The following is a 20323-nucleotide window of genomic DNA, read 5'->3' as shown; positions in this document are numbered from 1 at the left end:
GTGAATATCACCCGCGGCGCCAAGGTCGTCGGGCTGGGACTCGTCGCATTACTGCTGCTAGTGATCATCAGTGTCGCGCTGCTGCTGGGCACCCATACGGGCAGCCAGTGGGCTTTGGCTCGGGTGCCCGGTGTACAGCTGGAAAACTTTCAGGGGCGACTGGGCGGCCAGTGGAGCGCCGAGCGTCTGATATGGCAGCAGGGCGCAGACCGCGTCGAGGTCCAAACGGTCGATTTCGCCTGGACGCCGGCCTGCCTGTTGAAGATGACGCTGTGCATCGACCGTCTGCATGCGCAGCAGGTGCTGATGCATTTCCCGCCGAGCGATACGCCCGCCAGCGACGGCCCGATCCAGTTACCGACGCTCAGGTTACCGCTGGCGCTGCAACTGGGTGATATACAGCTGGGCGGTCTGCAACTGGATGGCGTCGAACAATTGCGCGATCTCAAGCTGGCAGCGCACTGGACCGCCGAAGGCTTGAAGATCGACAGCGCGCACCTGCAACGTGATGCGCTGGTGCTGGACCTCAATGGCCTGCTGAAACCCGAGGTCGACTGGCCTCTCAGCGTGCAAGGTCAACTGCAACTTCCGCCACAGGATGGCCAGCCCTGGACGCTGGCTCTGGACATCCAGGGCGACCTGCTGAAGACGCTGCAGCTCAAGGCGGACAGCAGCGGTTATCTGCCGGGATTGCTGACTGGCGAGTTGCAACCCCTGGCCGAACACCTTCCGGCACGCATCAGACTGACTGCCGAACACTTCAAACCCAGCGCTGCATTGCCTGACACCTTGCAACTGGACCAGTTGCTGCTGACGGCCCAGGGCAATCTTGACTCTGGCTATTTGATAGATGGCAGTGCCAGCCTGCCCGCAGAGAAAGGCCCTGTTGCGTTGTCATTGAAAGGAAGCGTGGATGCCAACGGCGCAACCATCGCCGGACTCGATCTGGCCGCCGATGATCAGCAGCGTCTGGCCATCAACGGCAAGATGAACTGGCAGAGCGGTTTTTCTGCGGATGCAAGCATCGACTGGCTGGATTTCCCCTGGCAGCGCCTGTATCCACTGGCTTCAGAGCCTCAGGTGGCATTGCATGCCTTCAAGGGCGATATTTCCTATACCGATGGCAATTACCTCGGCAATTTCAACGCCAGCCTCAAGGGGCCTGCCGGTGCGTTCACACTGGTCAGCCCGTTCAGCGGCAATCTGCAGGAGATTCATCTGCCGCAGCTGGAACTGGTCGCCGGGCAGGGCAAGGCCAGCGGTTTCCTGAACCTGCAGTTCGCTGACGGTATCGGCTGGGATACGGCTCTGGACCTGAGTGCGCTGGACCCTTCATTCTGGGTTGCCGAACTGCCCGGCACACTGGCAGGCCCGTTACGCAGCAAAGGTCAGATGCGCAACGAGCAGCTTGAACTCAGCGCCGACCTTGATTTGAAAGGGCGCCTGCGTGGTCAGCCTGCGCTGCTGCAAGCCAAGGCTGACGGCCGTGATCAGCAATGGAATGTCAGCAGTCTGAACATCCGCCTCGGGGACAACCGTATTCAAGGAATGGGTAGTCTGCAGGAGCGTCTCAAGGGGCAGTTGGACCTGGATCTGCCGCGTCTGGCCCAGCTTTGGCCACGTTTGCAGGGGCAGGTCAAAGGCCGGCTGGACCTGGCCGGAACGCTGCAGGCACCCCAGGGACAACTGGCCTTGCAGGGCAGCCAGCTCGCCTTGCAGGACAATCGTCTGCAAACCCTCACGCTCAACGCCAGACTGGATCAGGCGCAACGCGCGGTCATCAACCTGAAAGGCACCGGTATTCAGGCTGGCGATACCCAGTTGGGCACCTTGCTGGTGGACGGTCAGGGCACGCTCAAGAGCCAGCAGGTGAAGCTGGACCTGCAAGGACCTCTGCTCAAACTGGCCATCGGCCTTGACGGTGGTCTGGACAAGGGTGATTGGCGAGGCCGACTGGCCAGCGGTACGGTGCAGAGCGGCGGGCAGAACTGGCGTTTGCAGCAGCCAGCGAAGATCGAGCGTCTGGCCGATGGCCGGCTCAACTTCGGTGCGCATTGTTGGTTGTCCGGAGCTGCCAGCCTGTGTGGCGGTGATCAGCGGCTGATGCCTGAACCCCATCTGCGTTATCAACTCAAGAATTTCCCGCTGGACAGCCTCGCGCAATGGATGCCCAAGGATTTTGCCTGGAAGGGCGCGCTGAATGCAGACGTGCAGCTCGACATTCCGGCAGCCGGCCCCAGCGGCAAGGTCACGATTGACGCCGGAGGCGGAACGCTGCGGGTACGCAACAACAATCAGTGGCTGGACTTCCCTTATCAGACGCTGAAACTGGTCACCACGCTGGCGCCCAAACGCATCGACACGCGTCTGGACTTCGATGGCGGCAAGCTGGGAAGGCTGCTGCTCAACGCGCAGATCGACCCGCTGGCCAAGGACAAAACCCTGGCAGGTGACTTCAACCTCTCGGGGCTGGATATCTCGGTGGCACGTCCTTTCGCGCCAATGGTGCAGAGACTCAATGGGCGTCTGAATGGCAATGGCCGGTTGTCAGGCACGTTGCTGGCGCCGCTGGTCAACGGCAACGTGACGCTTGAAGGGGGTGAGGTGGCGGGGGCAGAGCTGCCCATGGAACTGCACGACCTCAAGGTCCAGGCGTTGATTGCCGGAGCAAGCGTACAGCTCGATGGCGGCTGGAAAAGTGGCAGCACCGGGCAGGGCAGCATAGGCGGTCAGGTGGCCTGGGGGCAGAGCCTGAACGTCGATGTGAGCCTCAAGGGCTCGCGCCTGCCGATCACTGTCGAACCCTATGCGGCGGTAGAGGCGGCGCCTGACCTGAAAATCTCCATGCAGGGCGAGCGACTGGCCATCTCCGGCAAGGTGCTGGTGCCCAAGGGCGCGATTACCGTACGCGAGTTGCCGCCTTCCACCGTAAAGCTCTCCGGTGACACGGTGATCGTCGGACAGCAGACCGAGGAGGGCGCTCCGCCGCTCGCGGTGGCGATGGATATCGATGTGGACGTCGGCCAGGAAAAGCTCAGCTTCAGTGGCTTCGGGCTGACCGCCAATCTGGTCGGGCATGTGCACATCGGTGACAATCTGGACACCCGTGGCGAACTGAACCTGAACGATGGTCGGTATCGCGCCTACGGGCAGCGGCTGACCATCCGCAAGGCGCGTCTGCTGTTTGCCGGTCCGGTCGACCAGCCTTATCTGGACATCGAGGCGATTCGGCAGACCGACGACGTGATTGCCGGTATTCGCCTGACCGGCAGCGCCGAGCAGCCTACCACCGAGGTGTTCTCCGAACCTGCGATGAGCCAGGAGCAGGCGCTTTCCTATCTGGTCATGGGCAGACCGCTCAGCACTTCCGGCGAAGACAACAACATGGTCGCTCAGGCTGCGCTGGCATTGGGTGTGGCAGGTAGCTCGTCGACCACTGGCAAGCTCGCCGACAATCTGGGGATCAAGGACTTCGAACTGGACACCTCGGGAACCGGCGACAAGACCAATGTGGTTGCCAGCGGCAAGATCACCGACAAGCTCAGCCTGCGTTATGGCGTGGGCGTGTTTGAACCGGCCAATACCATCGCCTTGCGCTATCTGCTCAGCAAGCGCGTGTACCTGGAGGCCGCGAGCGGTGTTGCCAGCTCGCTGGATATTTTCTATAAAAGGGACTTCTAGGCAAGGGCCGGTGGCGTTAAAAGTACGGCTCTGCACCCAGCCGTCTGGCCTTTCCCGGGCGTCTTTCTTGCAACTGCAAGTTCCCTCACATGTCATCTACCTTCAGGTTGCCGGCCATCATGGATCGATTCAACGCCATGCGCGTGTTCACCCGTATCGTCGAGCTGGGCGGTTTCGCCAGGGCGGCCGAGAGTCTGCACATGCCCCGTGCCTCGGTGACGGTTCTGATCAAGCAGCTCGAAGCGCATCTGGGCGTACAGCTTTTGCAGCGTACGACGCGGCAGGTCAGCGCCACCCCGGACGGCAAGGCCTATTACCAGCGCTGCGTCAGCCTGCTGGCCGATCTGGACGATGCCGAAGCGTCGTTCTCGGCGACGGGGGCCGAGCCCAAGGGGCTGTTGCGTGTCGATCTGCCGGTCAGTCTGGGGCGCATGATCATCATCCCGGCGCTGCCTGAATTCAGCCGACGCTACCCGCAGATCCGCCTGGAGATCGGCATGAGTGACAGGCCGGTCGATCTGATCCGCGAAGGCGTGGACTGCGTGTTGCGTGCCGGAGCGGCACTGGATGAAACACTGGTTGCCAGGCCGCTGGGCAGTCTGACCCAGATTACCTGCGCCAGTCGCGAGTACCTGGCGCAACACGGCACGCCACTAGACCTGCAGGCGCTCGCGCAACATCAGGTAATCGAATATTTTTCGACCAGCACCGGCAAGCGTTATGGGCTCGAGTTCATGGCCGATGGTATGGACGTCGAACACGCATCGGCCTGCTCGATCGCTGTCAACAGTGCCGACGGTTATGTCGCAGCGTGCGAAGCCGGTTTCGGCCTGATTCAGGTGCCGCGCTACCATGTCGCCGCGCAATTGCGCAGCGGTGTGCTGGTGGAAGTATTGCGATTGCATCGTCCGCCGCCGCTGCCACTGACCGCGCTTTACCCCCCGCATCGACAGTTGTCACGACGGGTCAGGGTATTCGTTGATTGGCTGGTGGAATTGTGTGCCCACACAGATATCAGGGACAGACTGGTTTCCTGAAAAAAATTCAGAATTATCCCATATAGGCCGCGGCACACTTTCGTGTTTAACTTCCGGCTCTTTCATCCATTTTGAAAAGGAACGTGTTTCATGGCTCAAGTGACCCTCAAAGGCAGCCCCGTTCAGGTCAGTGGCAACCTGCCTGAAGTCGGTAGCAAGGCACACGATTTCACGCTGGTGGGCGCAGGTCTTGCCGATAAGACCCTGGCTTCCTTCGCCGGTAAGCGCAAGGTATTGAACATCTTCCCGAGCGTCGATACGCCGACCTGTGCCACTTCGGTACGCAAATTCAACACTCAGGCCAATGACCTGAGCAACGCCGTGGTTCTGTGCATCTCGGCCGACCTGCCGTTTGCCCAGGCGCGTTTCTGCGGCTCCGAAGGCCTGGAGAATGTCCAGAACCTGTCCTCGTTCCGCAGTGCCGATTTTGCCCGCAATTATGGTGTTGCCGTTGCCGACGGCCCGCTCGCGGGTCTGACTGCGCGCGCCGTGGTTGTTCTGGACGAGAACGACAAGGTGCTGCACAGCGAACTGGTCGCCGAGATCGGTAGTGAGCCCAACTACGACGCTGCATTGGCTGTGCTGAAGTAACTTTCCGCAACCTATAGACGGCCTGAGTCCGCTCAGGCCGTTTTTTTTGTTTGTGCTTCATACGTTTATCCAAAGTAAGCGCTTGGTAAAGGCGCTTTGCTTGTAACGTAACTGTGCTTATTGTTCAGCCTTCTGAACAAACCCCCACCTGTAATGGTTGATTTATTCATGCAATCGTCTGGCTCCCGTAAATCCCGTCGCTGGTTGATCAGTTTGCTGGTCCTGTTGGTCATCGTCGCCTTGTGCTGGTGGTTCTGGCCTGCGTCCACTTCCGGCAAGGGGGCCGAGAGCAACAAGAAGCCCGCTACAAGCGGCATGGCAAGGCCCGGCTTCGGCGGATCGGCTGTGGCGGTCCCGGTGCGTGTGGCCCCGGCTACCGAAGGTGATTTTCCGATCTACTACAAGGCACTTGGCACCGTGACGGCGATGAACACCATCAATGTGCGCAGCCGCGTGGCGGGGGAGCTGGTCAAGCTTTATTTCCAGGAAGGGCAGATGGTCAAGGCGGGTGATCTGCTGGCTGAAATCGATCCGCGCAGCTATCAAGTGGCGTTGCAGCAGGCCGAAGGTACGCTGGCCACCAACCAGGCGCTGCTCAAGAACGCTCAGCTCGACGTGCAGCGTTACCGAGGCTTGTTTGCCGAGGACAGCATCGCCAAGCAGACCCTCGACACTGCCGAGTCGCTGGTCAACCAATACAAGGGCACGATCAAGACCAATCAGGCTGCCGTGGCTGACGCAAAACTCAACCTGGACTTCAGTCGCATTCGTGCCCCGATTGCCGGGCGTGTCGGCCTCAAACAGCTGGACGTGGGTAATCTGGTTGCCGCCAATGACACCACGGCACTGGCGGTGATTACCCAGACCCAGCCTATTTCCGTCGCATTCACGCTGCCTGAAAAGGACCTGTCGAAAGTTATTTCCCGCTACCGCACCGGCGACAAGCTGCCGGTCGAAGCCTGGGACCGTGGCGATACGAAGATGCAGGCCACCGGCGTACTGGCCAGCCTCGACAACCAGATCGACGTGGCCACCGGCACACTGAAGTTCAAGGCGCGTTTCGATAACAGCGACGAGGTCCTGTTTCCCAATCAGTTCGTCAATATACGGCTGCGCGCCGACACGCTGAAAAAAGTCACGCTGGTGCCGACGGCTGCCGTGCAGTTTGGCACCGACGGGACCTTTGTCTACGTGCTGGACGGTGACAAGAAGGTCAAGCTCAAACTGCTGAAGACCGGCCCGAGCGACGAGACATCCACGGTGATTACCGAAGGTCTGGCAGCCGGCGAGCGGGTGGTGCTCGAAGGCACCGACCGTCTGCGCGACGGTGCCGAAGTCGAAGTCGTCAACGACAGCAAGGAAGTCCCGGCTGGCCCGGCTCAGAAGCTGCAAGGCAAGCCTGACAGCAAGACCGACAAGTCGGCGGCGCTCGGCAAGGTGGAAAAACCAAACGTATGAACATGTCGCGCCTGTTCATCCTGCGTCCGGTTGCCACCACACTGAGCATGTTGGCAATCGTCCTGGCGGGTCTGATCGCCTATACCTTGCTACCGGTTTCGGCGTTGCCCCAGGTCGACTACCCGACCATCCGGGTGATGACCCTGTACCCGGGTGCCAGCCCGCAGGTGATGACCAGTTCCGTGACTGCGCCGCTGGAACGTCAATTCGGACAGATGCCCGGCCTGACACAGATGGCCTCGACCAGCTCTGGCGGTGCGTCGGTCATTACCTTGCGCTTCAGCCTTGAAATCAATATGGATGTCGCCGAGCAGCAGGTGCAGGCAGCGATCAACGCGGCCACCAACCTGCTGCCAACTGACCTGCCAGCGCCTCCGGTCTACAACAAGGTCAACCCGGCCGATACTCCGGTTCTGACCCTGGCGATCACTTCGAAAACCATGTTGTTGCCCAAGCTCAATGATCTGGTCGATACGCGTATGGCGCAGAAGATCTCGCAGATCAGCGGTGTCGGCATGGTCAGCATTGCCGGCGGGCAGCGTCAGGCGGTACGGATCAAGGTCAATCCGGAGGCGCTCGCCGCCAACAGCCTCAACCTGTCCGATGTGCGTACTCTGATCAGCGCCTCCAACGTCAACCAGCCGAAGGGCAACTTCGACGGGCCGACCCGGGTGTCGATGCTCGATGCCAACGATCAGCTGAAGTCTCCGGAGGAGTACGCCAACCTGATTCTGGCTTACAAGGATGGCGCACCCTTGCGCCTGAAGGATGTCGCCGAAATCGTCAATGGTGCCGAAAACGAGCGGCTCGCGGCCTGGGCCAATCGGAGCCAGGCGGTGCTGCTGAATATTCAGCGCCAGCCGGGCGCCAACGTGATCGAGGTGGTCGACCGGATCAAGGCGTTGCTGCCGTCGATCACCGAAAACCTTCCGGCGGGGCTCGACGTCGTGGTCCTGACGGACCGCACGCAGACGATCCGCGCGTCGGTGACCGATGTTCAGCACGAATTGCTGATCGCGATCATCCTGGTGGTGCTGGTCACGTTCCTGTTCCTGCGTCGTTTCAGCGCGACGATCATTCCTTCGATCGCCGTTCCGCTGTCGCTGGTAGGCACGTTCGGCGTGATGTACCTGGCCGGTTTCTCGGTCAACAACCTGACGCTGATGGCCATGACCATTGCCACAGGTTTCGTCGTCGATGACGCCATCGTCATGCTGGAAAACATCTCCCGGCATATCGAAGAAGGCGAGACGCCCTTGCAGGCCGCGCTCAAGGGCGCGAAGCAGATCGGTTTCACCCTGATCTCCCTGACCCTGTCACTGATTGCGGTATTGATCCCGCTGTTGTTCATGGCCGACGTGGTAGGGCGGCTGTTCCGCGAGTTCGCGATTACCCTGGCGGTCGCGATATTGATATCGCTGGTGGTCTCGCTGACCCTGACGCCGATGATGTGCGCACGCTTGCTCAAGCGCGAGCCCAGGGAAGAAGAGCAGAGCCGCTTTTACCGCGCCAGTGGTGCCTGGATCGACTGGCTGATCGACATCTACGCGGGCAGGCTGCGCTGGGTGCTCAAGCATCAGCCACTGACCCTGCTGGTCGCTTTGGCCACCCTGGCATTGACGGTGCTGCTGTACATCGTCGTGCCCAAAGGCTTTTTCCCGGTGCAGGATACCGGGGTGATCCAGGGTATTTCGGAAGCGCCACAGTCGGTCTCTTTCGCGGCGATGAGCCAGCGTCAGCAGGCACTGGCCGACATCATTCTCAAGGACCCGGCAGTGGTCAGTCTGTCGTCCTACATCGGTGTCGACGGTGACAATGCCACGCTCAACAGCGGGCGTCTGCTGATCAACCTCAAGCCTCACGGAGCGCGCGACCTGACTGCGTCCGAGGTGATCCAGCGCCTGCAGCCAGAGGTCGACAAACTGTCGGATATCCGTCTGTTCATGCAGCCGGTGCAGGATCTGACCATCGAAGACCGGGTCAGTCGCACCCAGTATCAATTCAGCATGTCGTCGCCCGACGCCGAACTGCTGACGTTGTGGAGCGAAAAACTGGTAGACGCGCTCGGCAAGCGGCCCGAACTGAGGGATGTGGCCAGCGACCTGCAGGACAAAGGTTTGCAGGTGTACCTGAACATCGATCGTGATGCGGCCAGCCGGGTCGGGGTCACGGTTGCGAACATTACCGATGCGCTGTACGACGCATTCGGTCAGCGCCAGATATCCACCATCTATACGCAGGCCAGTCAGTACCGCGTGGTGCTGCAGGCTGCGTCGGGCAGTGAGCTCGGCCCGGCGGCGCTCGAGCAGATCCACGTCAAGACCACCGATGGCGCACAGGTGAAGCTGTCGAGCCTGGCACGTGTCGAGCAGCGCCAGGCGCAGCTGGCCATCGCTCACCTCGGGCAGTTTCCTGCAGTGATGATGTCGTTCAACCTGGCACCCGATATCGCCTTGGGCAAGGCGGTGAAGGTGATCGAGGAGGTCGAGCAGGAGATCGGCATGCCGATTGGCGTGCAGACGCAGTTTCAGGGCGCGGCCGAAGCGTTTCAGGCTTCGTTGTCCAGCACTTTGCTGCTGATTCTGGCGGCAGTGGTCACCATGTACATCGTGCTGGGCGTGCTCTACGAGAGCTACATTCACCCGATCACCATCCTCTCGACCCTGCCGTCGGCCGCAGTGGGGGCCTTGTTGGCCCTGCTGATCAGCGGCAACGATCTGGGGATGATTGCGATCATCGGCATCATTCTGTTGATCGGCATCGTCAAGAAGAACGCGATCATGATGATCGACTTCGCGCTCGACGCGGAGCGCAACCGCGGTGTTGCGCCTGAAAAGGCGATCTACGACGCGGCGCTGTTGCGCTTCCGGCCGATTCTCATGACCACCCTGGCAGCGCTGTTCGGCGCCATCCCGCTGATGCTCGCCAGTGGCTCCGGCGCCGAATTGCGGCAACCACTGGGGCTGGTGATGGTCGGCGGGCTGTTGCTCAGCCAGGTCCTGACACTGTTCACCACTCCGGTCATCTACCTGTATTTCGACCGCCTTGGCCGTCGCTGGAGTCGCAAGCCTGCCGACCCGGACCGACAGGAACGGGCTGACGCATGAACCTCTCAGCGCCGTTCATCCGCCGCCCCGTCGCGACCGTTCTGCTGAGCCTGGCGATCATGCTGCTGGGCGCGGTGAGCTTTCGCCTGTTGCCGGTGGCACCGTTGCCGAACATGGACTTCCCGGTGATTGTGGTTTCGGCCAGCCTCGCCGGCGCCAGCCCTGAGGTGATGGCGTCCACGGTGGCCACGCCGCTGGAGCGTTCGCTGGGCAGTATTGCCGGTGTCAACACCATGACCAGCAATTCAAGCCAGGGCACCACACGGATCATTCTGCAGTTCGATCTGGATCGCGACATCAACGGCGCTGCCCGGGAAGTGCAGGCGGCGATCAATGCCTCACGCAACCTGCTGCCCAGCGGGATGCGCAGCATGCCGACCTACAAGAAGGTCAACCCGTCGCAGGCGCCGATCATGGTGTTGTCGATGACGTCGACAGTGCTGGAAAAGGGCCAGCTTTACGACCTGGCGTCCACCATCCTGTCGCAGAGCCTGTCACAGGTTTCCGGGGTCGGCGAAGTGCAGATCGGCGGCAGCTCGCTGCCTGCTGTGCGTATCGAGCTGGAGCCGCAGATGCTCTCCCAGTACGGCGTATCGCTCGACGACGTGCGGACTGCGATCACCGGCGCCAACGTAAGGCGACCGAAGGGGTTTGTGGAGGACGACCAGCATAACTGGCAGGTGCAGGCCAACGATCAGCTGGAAACCGCCAAGGATTATGCGCCGCTGATCATTCGCTACAAGGACGGAGCGACCTTGCGCCTCAAGGACGTGGCGAAAGTCAGCGACGCCGTGGAGGACCGTTACAACAGCGGCTTCTACAACAATGACCGTGCCGTGCTGCTGGTCGTCAACCGCCAGGCGGGCGCCAACATCATTGAAACCGTGGCGCAGATCAAGGCGCAGTTGCCAGCGTTGCGAGCGGTGCTGCCGGCCAGTGTCAGCCTCAATATCGCGATGGACCGCTCTCCGGTGATCAAGGCGACGCTGCACGAAGCCGAAATGACCCTGCTGATTGCCGTGGTGCTGGTGGTGATGGTGGTGTTCCTGTTCCTCGGCAGTTTTCGCGCCTCGCTGATCCCCACCCTGGCGGTTCCGGTATCGCTGGTCGGCACCTTTGCGATCATGCACCTGTTCGGCTTCTCGCTGAACAACCTGTCACTGATGGCGTTGATCCTCGCCACCGGTCTGGTGGTGGACGACGCCATCGTCGTGCTGGAAAACATATCCCGGCATATTCACAACGGCCTTGACCCCATGAAAGCGGCTTTTCTGGGCGCCAAGGAGGTCGGGTTCACCTTGCTGTCGATGAACGTCTCGCTGGTCGCGGTGTTCATTTCCATCCTGTTCATGGGCGGTCTGGTCGAAAGTCTGTTTCGCGAGTTTTCCATTACCTTGTCAGTGTCGATCATCGTCTCGCTGATCGTGTCCCTGACCCTGACGCCAATGTTGTGCGCGCGCTGGTTGAAGCCACGCGAAGCCCATGGGGAAAACGCCTTTCAGCGCTGGAGCGAGCGGGTCAACGATCGAATGGTGGCAGGCTACGACCGCTCGCTGGGCTGGGTGATGCGGCATCGAAGGCTGACGCTGCTCAGCCTGCTGATCACCGTGGTGGTCAATATCGCGCTGTATGTGGTGGTACCCAAGACCTTTCTGCCGCAACAGGATACCGGGCAACTGATGGGTTTCGTGCGCGGTGACGATGGCCTTTCGTTTTCGGTCATGCAGCCGAAAATGGAGACCTTCCGCCTGTCGATTCTCGCTGACCCTGCGGTGGAAAGCGTTGCCGGTTTTATCGGTGGCAGCGGTGGCACCAATAACGCTTTCATGATCGTGCGCCTCAAGCCGATTGCCGAGCGCAAGCTGTCTGCCGAGAAAGTGGTCGAGCGCCTGCGCAAGAACATGCCGCATGTGCCGGGCGGCAGGCTGTTCCTGGCACCGGATCAGGACCTGCAACTGGGCGGCGGTCGCGAGCAGACCAGTTCGCAGTATCAATACATCGTGCAGAGCGCTGACCTGGGCAGCCTGCGTCTGTGGTACCCGAAGATCGTCGCAGCGCTCAAGTCGATACCCGAGCTGACCGCCATCGACGCACGGGAAGGGCGCGGAGCACAGCAGGTGACCCTGGTGGTCAACCGTGACACGGCCAAGCGGCTGGGTATCGATATGAACATGGTCACGGCGGTGCTCAACAACGCTTACAGCCAGCGCCAGGTATCGACCATCTATGACAGCCTCAACCAGTACAAGGTGGTGATGGAGGTCAATCCAAAATACGCCCAGGACCCGGTGACGCTGGAGCAGGTCCAGGTGATTACCGCAGACGGGCAGCGCGTACCGCTGTCGAGTATCGCCCATTACGAGCGCAGTCTGGCCAACGACCGGGTATCGCACGACGGCCAGTTCGCCGCTGAAAACATTTCCTTCGATCTGGCCGAAGGGGCCAGTCTCGACAAGGCCACCGTGGCGATAGAGCGGGCGATTGCCGCCATCGGGCTGCCGTCCGACATCATTTCCAAAATGGCCGGGACCGCCAATGCCTTCGCCTCGACGCAGAAGAGTCAGCCGTGGATGATCCTCGGTGCGTTGCTGGCGGTGTACCTGGTGCTGGGGATCCTCTACGAAAGCTACATTCATCCGCTGACGATCCTTTCGACGCTTCCGTCCGCAGGGGTTGGCGCATTGCTGACGATCTATGTGCTGGGCAGCGAATTCAGTCTGATCTCCCTGTTGGGGCTGTTCCTGCTGATCGGCGTGGTCAAGAAAAACGCGATCATGATGATCGACCTTGCCTTGCATCTGGAACGCGAACAGGGAATGACGCCGCAAGAGTCGATCCGCAGTGCCTGCCTGCAGCGTCTGCGGCCCATTCTGATGACCACGATGGCCGCCATCCTGGGGGCTTTGCCGCTGCTGCTGAGCACCGCCGAAGGCGCTGAAATGCGCAAGCCGCTGGGCTTGACCATCATCGGCGGCCTGATCTTCAGCCAGGTCCTGACCCTCTATACCACTCCGGTGGTTTACCTTTATCTCGACCGTCTGCGCCATCGTTACAACAAATGGCGTGGCGTGCGCACCGATGCTGCTCTGGAAACTCCGCTATGACCGAACGCCTGGCATTCACCTCCCGCCCGACAGGGCTGATTCGTCCATTCGCGCTGGGGCTTTGTGTGGTGCTGCTCAGCGCCTGCGCTGTGGGTCCGGATTACCAGAAGCCGTCTATGGCCGCACCCGCGCAGTTCAAGGCTGCGCAGGGCTGGCGTACGGCGACGCCGAGTGACGGGATGGCCAAAGGTGCGTGGTGGGAGGTGTACAACGACCCGCAACTGAACGCTCTGGTCGAGCGCCTGAACACGTCCAACCAGACCGTCGCCCAGTACGATGCGCAGTATCGACAGGCACAGACACTGGTGCGCAGCTCCAGGGCTGCATTCCTGCCTACGCTTGACCTGACAACCGGCAAAACCCGCTCGGGGCAGGGCACAGGCACGTCGAATAGCGGCACGAGTGCCTCGGGGATTCGCAACAGTTACAACGCGCAACTGGGCGTCAGTTGGGAGGCCGATGTCTGGGGCAAGCTGCGGCGCGGGCTGGAGGCGGACACCGCCAATGCTCAGGCAAGTCTTGCCGACCTGGCCGCGATGCGCCTGAGTCTGCAATCGGAGCTGGTACAGAATTACCTGCAATTGCGCGTGATCGATGAACAAAAACGCCTGCTCGAATCCACAGTGGATGCCTATCAGCGCTCCCTGACGCTGACGCAGAACCAGTACCGGGCCGGTATCTCCGGAAGTGATGCTGTCGCGCAGGCGCAGACGCAGTTGAAAAGCACCCAGGCCGATCTGATTGATCTGGCCTGGCAGCGTGCGCAATTCGAGAATGCCATCGCGGTACTGATGGGCATGGCACCGGCAGACTTCAATCTGCCCGCCAGCACCTCGATTCCGCAGTTGCCGCAGATCCCGCCAGGCCTGCCTTCGCAGCTGCTAGAACGCCGACCTGACATTGCCGCAGCCGAGCGCTCGGTGATGGGCGCCAATGCCAACATCGGCGTCGCCAGGGCCGCTTACTACCCGGACTTCACGCTGAGCATGAGCGGCGGATACAGCAGCAGTACCTTTGCCAACTGGATCAGCCTGCCCAACCGCTTTTGGTCGGTAGGCCCGCAGCTGGCGCTGACCCTGTTCGACGGCGGCAGGCGCTCGGCCGAGGTTGATCGTACCGAGGCCGTGTATGACCAGACTGTTGCCCAGTACCGGCAGACCGTGCTGAACGGTTTTCAGGAGGTCGAGAACTATCTGGTTCAGCTCAAGGTATACGAGCAGGAGGCTGCGGTGCGCCAGGAAGCGCTGGTCTCGGCTCGTGATTCACTGCGCCTGACCAACAATCAATACAAGGCCGGGCTGATCGGCTATCTGGACGTCGTCAATGTGCAGGCGACTGCCTTGAGCAACGAACGCAGTGTGCTCAGCGTGCTGCAAAGCCGGTTGATTGCCAGCGTTCAATTGATCGCCGCACTGGGCGGGGGCTGGGATGCCGAGACAGGTTTGACGCTCCGGGAATAAGTATTTCGGGTTCAGAACGCAGATTTTCAGTGGAACTGTTCGCAGTAAACGAAAAAATAATAGCTATTAGCCAGCTTTGCGACCAAGTGCCGCGACATTCGGCCGCTAATGCGTACAATCACCCGCACAAGATCGGCATGGACGCGCTCATTGGTTTCCAGGTGCGTTTATGTTGATTGGCAGTTACATCCCCTCACTCGTCGTCATCTCGATTCTCGTCGCTATTCTTGCCGCCTATACGGCCCTCGATCTGGTTGGCCGCATCGTTTCGGCCAGGGGCCGTGCCGTTCATCTATGGATCGCAGGAGGCGCTGTCGCGATGGGCGTCGGCACCTGGTCGACGCATTTCATCGGTATGCTGGCGTTCGTATTGCCCATTGACCTGGGCTACGACGTGCCACTGGTGCTGCTTTCGCTGTTGATCGCCATCGGCTTTTCAGGGTTCGCCCTGTGGCTCGCCACTCTGCCGCGATTGCCGGCACTGCAACTGAGCCTGGGGTCGCTGTTACTGGGGCTTGGCATCAGCGCCACGCATTACACCGGCATGGCGGCAATGCGTATGCAGCCGGGCATCCAGTACACGCCGTGGCTGTTCGCGCTTTCGTTGGTCATTGCTGTCGTTGCATCCGCAGCAGCATTGCGCGTAGCCTTCCACCTTCGTCAGCAACGCCCGAGAGTCTACGTGTTGCGCGCCTCGGCGGCGCTGTTGCTGGGGCTGGCTGTCATCGGCATGCATTACACCGGTATGGCCGCTGCGAATTTTGCCGATGGCAGCTTTTGTGGTGCGCTGCCCCAAGGGTTGAGCAGTAACGGGCTGGACAGATTCGTGCTGGTCGCCAGCCTGTCGATTCTGGGGATTGCGCTGTTCAGCTGCATTCTCGATTCGCATCTGGAAACACGTACCGCCGTGTTGGCCGATTCTCTGACGCAAGCCAATCTGGAACTGACCCACCTGGCCCTGCATGACAACCTGACCGGTTTGCCAAACCGGGCGTTGTTGACCGAACGCATCGATCAGGCAATGAAGAGGGTCACCGAGACGGGTGGCTGCTTTGCGCTGATGTTCATGGACCTCGATGGCTTCAAACCGGTCAATGACGCGTTCGGGCACCACACCGGCGACCTGCTGTTGCGGCAGGTCGCCTTGCGTCTTCGCAACAGCCTGCACCGTCGCGACACGCTGGCCAGAGTCGGCGGTGACGAGTTTGTCCTGCTGGTGGAGCTTCAACACCCTGAGGATGCATTGGGCGTGGCCAGACGACAGGTCAGTGAGGTCGGCAACCCGTTTATCATTGGCGAACATCAATTGCAGATTTCCCTCAGCATCGGCATCTGCGTGTACCCGGGCAATGGCAGCACCCAGCATGAGCTTCTGATCAATGCCGACGCCGCCATGTACCACACCAAGGCGGCCGGCAAGAACGGCTACAGCTTTTTCGATGTGTCGATGAACAGTAACGCCCGCAATCAGTTGCAGATGTCGCAGGATTTGCACAAGGCGATCAAGCACCGGCAGTTCTGTATCTATTACCAGCCCAAGTTCGACGCCATGACCGGACTGCCCGTAGGCGCAGAAGCGTTGCTGCGCTGGAATCATCCGGAGCAGGGTGTTCTCGGTCCCGATCTGTTCATTTCCATGGCGGAGAAGACCGGCCTGATCATTCAGATCGGCGAGTGGGTGCTGGACGAAGCCTGTCGGCAAATGCGTGAGTGGTACACCCAGGGCTACTCGCACTGGCGCATTGCAGTCAATCTGTCAGCCTTGCAGTTCTGTCATGCCGGGCTGGTTACGGCAGTGGCGGACACACTGGCCCGGCATCAGTTGCCGGCCAACTGCCTGACCCTGGAAATCACCGAGACCACGGCCATGCATGATGCGGATGCCAGCCTGGCGGTGTTGCGAAGGCTTTCGGAAATGGGCGTGGACCTGTCGATCGATGATTTTGGCACCGGTTACTCCAGCCTGATGTACCTGAAACGACTGCCCGCCAATGAAATCAAGATTGATCGGGGCTTCGTCCGCGACCTGGAGCATGACACCGACGACGCCGCCATCGTCTCGGCCATCGTCGCGGTAGGGCAGGCGTTGAATCTGCGGATCGTCGCCGAGGGCGTCGAAACCGCTGTTCAGCAGCGCTTCCTGACTCACCTGGGATGTCACTCGCTGCAAGGCTTCCTGCTGGGTTATCCGTTACCGGCCGAGCAGTTTCTCGAAGAAATCCGCGCCGCCGAAGCGAAAGCTGCAGTGGAAGCGTCCGATACCGGGCAAGCGGCTTTCTGACGCGCGCAGATGGCGCTGGACGATAAAGGCTGTCACGATCCGAACCGGCTGGTTAACCTGCGAAGGTTGGCTGGATCCTGATGTAGGCCTTTGAAAAAAACGAGACACTCCATGGAAAAAGTCCTCATTATCACCGGTGGTTCGCGCGGGATCGGCGCTGCTACAGCGCGTCTGGCCGCCTCACAGGGTTATCGGATCTGCATCAACTACCTGTCGGATCATGCCGCTGCCGAAAAGACCGCAGGCCAGGTGAGGGCAATGGGCGCCAGGGCGATCACCGTGCAGGCCGATGTCAGCAACGAAGACGAGATCATGCGGCTGTTTGCCAGGGTTGACTCCGAACTCGGCCGGGTTACCCATCTGGTCAATAATGCGGGCACCCTGGCGCAGGCTTCCAGAGTCGAGGACATGTCGGAATTTCGCCTGTTGAAGATGATGATGAACAACGTCGTCGGCCCGATGCTGTGCAGCAAACACGCCTTGTTGCGCATGTTGCCGGCACACGGGGGGCAAGGCGGCAGCATCGTCAACGTATCGTCACTCGCGGCACGCCTGGGCTCGGCAGGCGAGTACGTCGACTATGCAGCATCCAAAGGAGCGCTGGACACCTTCACCATCGGGCTCTCCAAAGAGGTCGCGGCGGAAAACGTTCGCGTCAACGCGGTACGTCCGGGGTTCATCTTCACCGACTTTCACGCCCTGAGCGGCGATCCGTTCCGCGTCAGCAAGCTTGAAGGGGCATTGCCCATGGGCCGTGGCGGTACCGCCGAGGAAGTGGCCGAAGCGATTCTCTGGTTGCTGTCGGACAATGCGTCTTATGCCACGGGAACGTTCATCGATGTGGCGGGAGGGCGCTGAAGGCGTCCATACTCGGGCAGACCCCTTCAGACCCTGCTTACTCGTCACACCGTGACGGGCGGCGCATTGGCTGGCGGATCGCCAACTGGCGTTTCATTGGGCGGCGGCGTGGATGGCGGCGGCTCCTGCTCGGGCACTGGCTCGGGCAGGGCGGGGTCATCGATGTTCGGATCGGGTACTTCTACAGGGTTGGGTAAGGTCATGGTTGCAGCCTCCTTGTCGACCCTGTTTACGACCGCCCGGCGTGGCCGATGATTCAATTGATTTGCTTCAACCTCATCCGGAGATAAAAAGTCGTCGTGGAACGCTATATTCACGTCTTCTCTTCGGTGCACGTCGAAATTCAATAACTCGTAGTTGCAAGGTTTCAGAATCATGGAGCGTCTCTTTTTGGATGCGCTGACACAAGCTTCTGATTAAGTGTGCTGCAATGCCTTTGCTATCGATGGCTGAAGGCTTGGTAAACGACTCCTCCTACGGGGATTCGGGAATCAGAGCACGCATTCTCTTTAAATATTTCCATTGGCTAATGCCCACCCACGACCACCAAACATCCTCAAAACCTTTGAACTTTACCCTCGTTGACCGCTCGGAACCTAGTCAGCGGAAATAGACGAGTCGCCAGCACAGTGCGATCGTACGCTGCCATACCGTCAATTTTTCCATTGCATGGAATGCACAGGAGCGTCCCTGGGGCGTGAGGAGTGATGCTCGATGAATGAACAGCCATACGGTCCGGATTCCCTGGCCACCGATGTCCCGCAAGCAACCCTTCCGCTGTCACTGACCCAGGCGCTGCAATTACCCCGCATCGTGATTGAAGACACGTTGCCGGTGATCGACGGTGGCCTGTTCGCGGCCAAGGCGATCATCGGGCAACCGGTCACCGTGACCAGCAAGGTCTATGCCGATGGGCACGACAAGATGGCGGTCAATATCCGCTGGCGTGCTGCCGATGAAGAGCACTGGCACAGCGCGCCAATGCGCGAGCTTGGAAATGACAGCTGGGTCGGTGAATTCACCCCGACCTCGGTCAGCCGCCATGTGTTTCGCCTCGAAGCCTGGATCGATCAGTTCGGCAGCTATCGTTATGAGCTGGAGAAGAAGTTCGGCGCCGGCGTTCCTGTGGATCTGGAGCTGGAAGAGGGCCGCATTCATCTGGTGCATGCCGCCAAGCGCAGCCAGAACGAGCAGCGCCAGCAAATCGAAGGCCTGCTGGGCCAGCTTGAACAGGGCGATAAAGACGAGAAAGTCGCGCTGTTGTTGCACAGCGAAACCGCCAGCTTGATGAAACTGGCCGACAATCAGGCCTTCCTGAGCCGCAGCGTCGAATTCCCGCTGGATGTCGAGCGTGAGCTGGCGCAGTTTGCCAGCTGGTATGAGCTGTTTCCCCGTTCGATGACCGACGATCCGGCGCGCCACGGCACGTTCAACGACGTTCATTCGCGTCTGCCGATCATTCGCGACATGGGCTTCGACGTGTTGTATTTCCCGCCGATTCATCCAATCGGCCGTGCCCACCGCAAGGGCCCGAACAATTCCCTGACCGCTGGCCCTGATGATCCGGGCAGCCCGTATGCGATCGGCAGCGAGGATGGGGGCCATGAAGCCATCCACCCACAGTTGGGCAGTCGTGAAGATTTCCGTCATCTGGTAAAAGCCGCGGCCGAGCATGGCCTGGAAATTGCGCTGGATTTCGCCATCCAGTGTTCCCAGGATCACCCGTGGCTCAAGCAGCATCCGGGCTGGTTCTCGTGGCGTCCGGACGGCACGATCCGTTATGCGGAAAACCCGCCGAAGAAGTATCAGGACATCGTCAACGTCGATTTCTACGCACCAGACGCCATCCCCGGCCTGTGGACGGAGTTGCGCGACATCGTTCTGGGATGGGTCAACGAAGGCGTGAAAATCTTCCGCGTCGACAACCCGCACACCAAACCGCTGCCGTTCTGGCAGTGGATGATCGGCGAAGTGCGCAGTCAGCACCCCGAGGTGATGTTCCTGGCCGAAGCCTTTACCAAGCCGGCAATGATGGCGCGCCTGGGCAAGGTCGGTTACAGCCAGAGTTATACCTATTTCACCTGGCGCAACACCAAGGCGGAGTTGTCCGAGTACTTCACCCAGCTCAACGAAGTGCCTTGGCGCGACTGTTATCGTCCGAATTTCTTCGTCAACACGCCCGACATCAACCCGCGCTTCCTGCATGAGTCCGGTCGCCCCGGGTTTCTGATCCGGGCGGCACTGGCCACCATGGGTTCCGGGCTGTGGGGTATGTATTCCGGGTTCGAGCTGTGCGAAGCGGCCCCTATTCCCGGCAAGGAAGAGTATCTGGACTCGGAGAAGTACCAGATTCGGGTTCGCGATTACGCGGCGCCGGGCAACATCATCGCCGAGATCGCTCAGCTCAACCGCATTCGTCGGCAGAACCCTGCGTTGCAAACCCACTTGGGTCTGAAGCTGTATAACGCGTGGAACGACAACATTCTGTATTTCGGCAAGCGCTCGGCGGACGGCAGCAACTTCATTCTGGTTGCCGTCAACCTCGACCCGTACAACGCACAGGAAGCGGATTTCGAGTTGCCGCTGTGGGAAATGGGCCTGCCGGATGACGCCGCTACGTCGGGTGAAGACCTGATGACCGGGCACCGCTGGACCTGGTACGGCAAGTATCAGCACACGCGTCTCGATCCATCCCAACCGTTTGGAATCTGGCGTATCCAGGCTGCGCAATAACACTCCCGAGGAG

11 protein-coding genes are annotated in these 20323 nt (G+C 60.4%); 10 read left to right on the top strand and 1 reads right to left on the bottom strand.

Annotated features, from left to right (window positions below; translation table 11 throughout):
* The 9 genes from KBY02_RS07475 (at position 1) to KBY02_RS07435 (ending at position 17577) form a co-directional block, all read left to right on the top strand.
* Positions 1–3681 (top strand): translocation/assembly module TamB domain-containing protein, encoded by a 3681-nt coding sequence (locus tag KBY02_RS07475; RefSeq protein ID WP_225650102.1) that lies wholly within the window; start codon positions 1–3, stop codon positions 3679–3681.
* 119 nt (positions 3682–3800) lie between these two features.
* Positions 3801–4718: a LysR family transcriptional regulator gene (locus tag KBY02_RS07470; protein WP_058822164.1), complete on the top strand. Its 918-nt coding sequence runs from the start codon at positions 3801–3803 to the stop codon at positions 4716–4718.
* Positions 4719–4808: 90 nt separating this feature from the next.
* On the top strand, positions 4809–5309 hold the full coding sequence (gene tpx, locus KBY02_RS07465) for a thiol peroxidase (protein ID WP_003402767.1): 501 nt from the start codon (positions 4809–4811) through the stop codon (positions 5307–5309).
* Between the two features lie 153 nt (positions 5310–5462).
* Positions 5463–6767: an MdtA/MuxA family multidrug efflux RND transporter periplasmic adaptor subunit gene (locus KBY02_RS07460; RefSeq protein WP_011267712.1), complete on the top strand. Its 1305-nt coding sequence runs from the start codon at positions 5463–5465 to the stop codon at positions 6765–6767.
* The gene (locus KBY02_RS07455) at positions 6764–9874 is read left to right on the top strand and encodes an MdtB/MuxB family multidrug efflux RND transporter permease subunit (RefSeq protein WP_225650099.1); all 3111 of its coding nucleotides are present in this window, start codon (positions 6764–6766) and stop codon (positions 9872–9874) included. The genes KBY02_RS07460 and KBY02_RS07455 overlap by 4 nt, the downstream gene beginning before the upstream one ends.
* Positions 9871–12978 (top strand): efflux RND transporter permease subunit, encoded by a 3108-nt coding sequence (locus KBY02_RS07450; RefSeq protein WP_032653542.1) that lies wholly within the window; start codon positions 9871–9873, stop codon positions 12976–12978. Before KBY02_RS07455 ends, KBY02_RS07450 begins: the two co-directional genes overlap by 4 nt.
* Positions 12975–14438, top strand: coding sequence for an efflux transporter outer membrane subunit (locus KBY02_RS07445; RefSeq protein ID WP_225650098.1), 1464 nt, complete (start codon positions 12975–12977; stop codon positions 14436–14438). Before KBY02_RS07450 ends, KBY02_RS07445 begins: the two co-directional genes overlap by 4 nt.
* Positions 14439–14607: 169 nt before the next feature.
* Positions 14608–16719 (top strand): putative bifunctional diguanylate cyclase/phosphodiesterase, encoded by a 2112-nt coding sequence (locus KBY02_RS07440; RefSeq protein ID WP_060400154.1) that lies wholly within the window; start codon positions 14608–14610, stop codon positions 16717–16719.
* A 111-nt stretch (positions 16720–16830) separates the two neighbouring features.
* Positions 16831–17577, top strand: coding sequence for an SDR family oxidoreductase (locus KBY02_RS07435; protein ID WP_011267717.1), 747 nt, complete (start codon positions 16831–16833; stop codon positions 17575–17577).
* A 44-nt stretch (positions 17578–17621) separates the two neighbouring features.
* Here the strand turns inward: KBY02_RS07435 and KBY02_RS07430 are convergent, their stop codons facing one another.
* Positions 17622–17954, bottom strand: coding sequence for a hypothetical protein (locus tag KBY02_RS07430; protein WP_011267718.1), 333 nt, complete (start codon positions 17952–17954; stop codon positions 17622–17624).
* Between the two features lie 337 nt (positions 17955–18291).
* On the opposite strand from KBY02_RS07430, the gene KBY02_RS07425 reads away from it, so the two are divergent.
* Positions 18292–20310: an alpha-1,4-glucan--maltose-1-phosphate maltosyltransferase gene (locus tag KBY02_RS07425; protein ID WP_225650095.1), complete on the top strand. Its 2019-nt coding sequence runs from the start codon at positions 18292–18294 to the stop codon at positions 20308–20310.
* Positions 20311–20323: the final 13 nt, after the last annotated feature.

The organism is Pseudomonas sp. P129 (genome assembly GCF_020312195.1).
GTDB classification, from domain to species: domain Bacteria; phylum Pseudomonadota; class Gammaproteobacteria; order Pseudomonadales; family Pseudomonadaceae; genus Aquipseudomonas; species Aquipseudomonas fragariae.
Note: the sequence above shows the minus strand (reverse complement) of the source record. Positions and strands in the feature narration are given on the sequence as shown.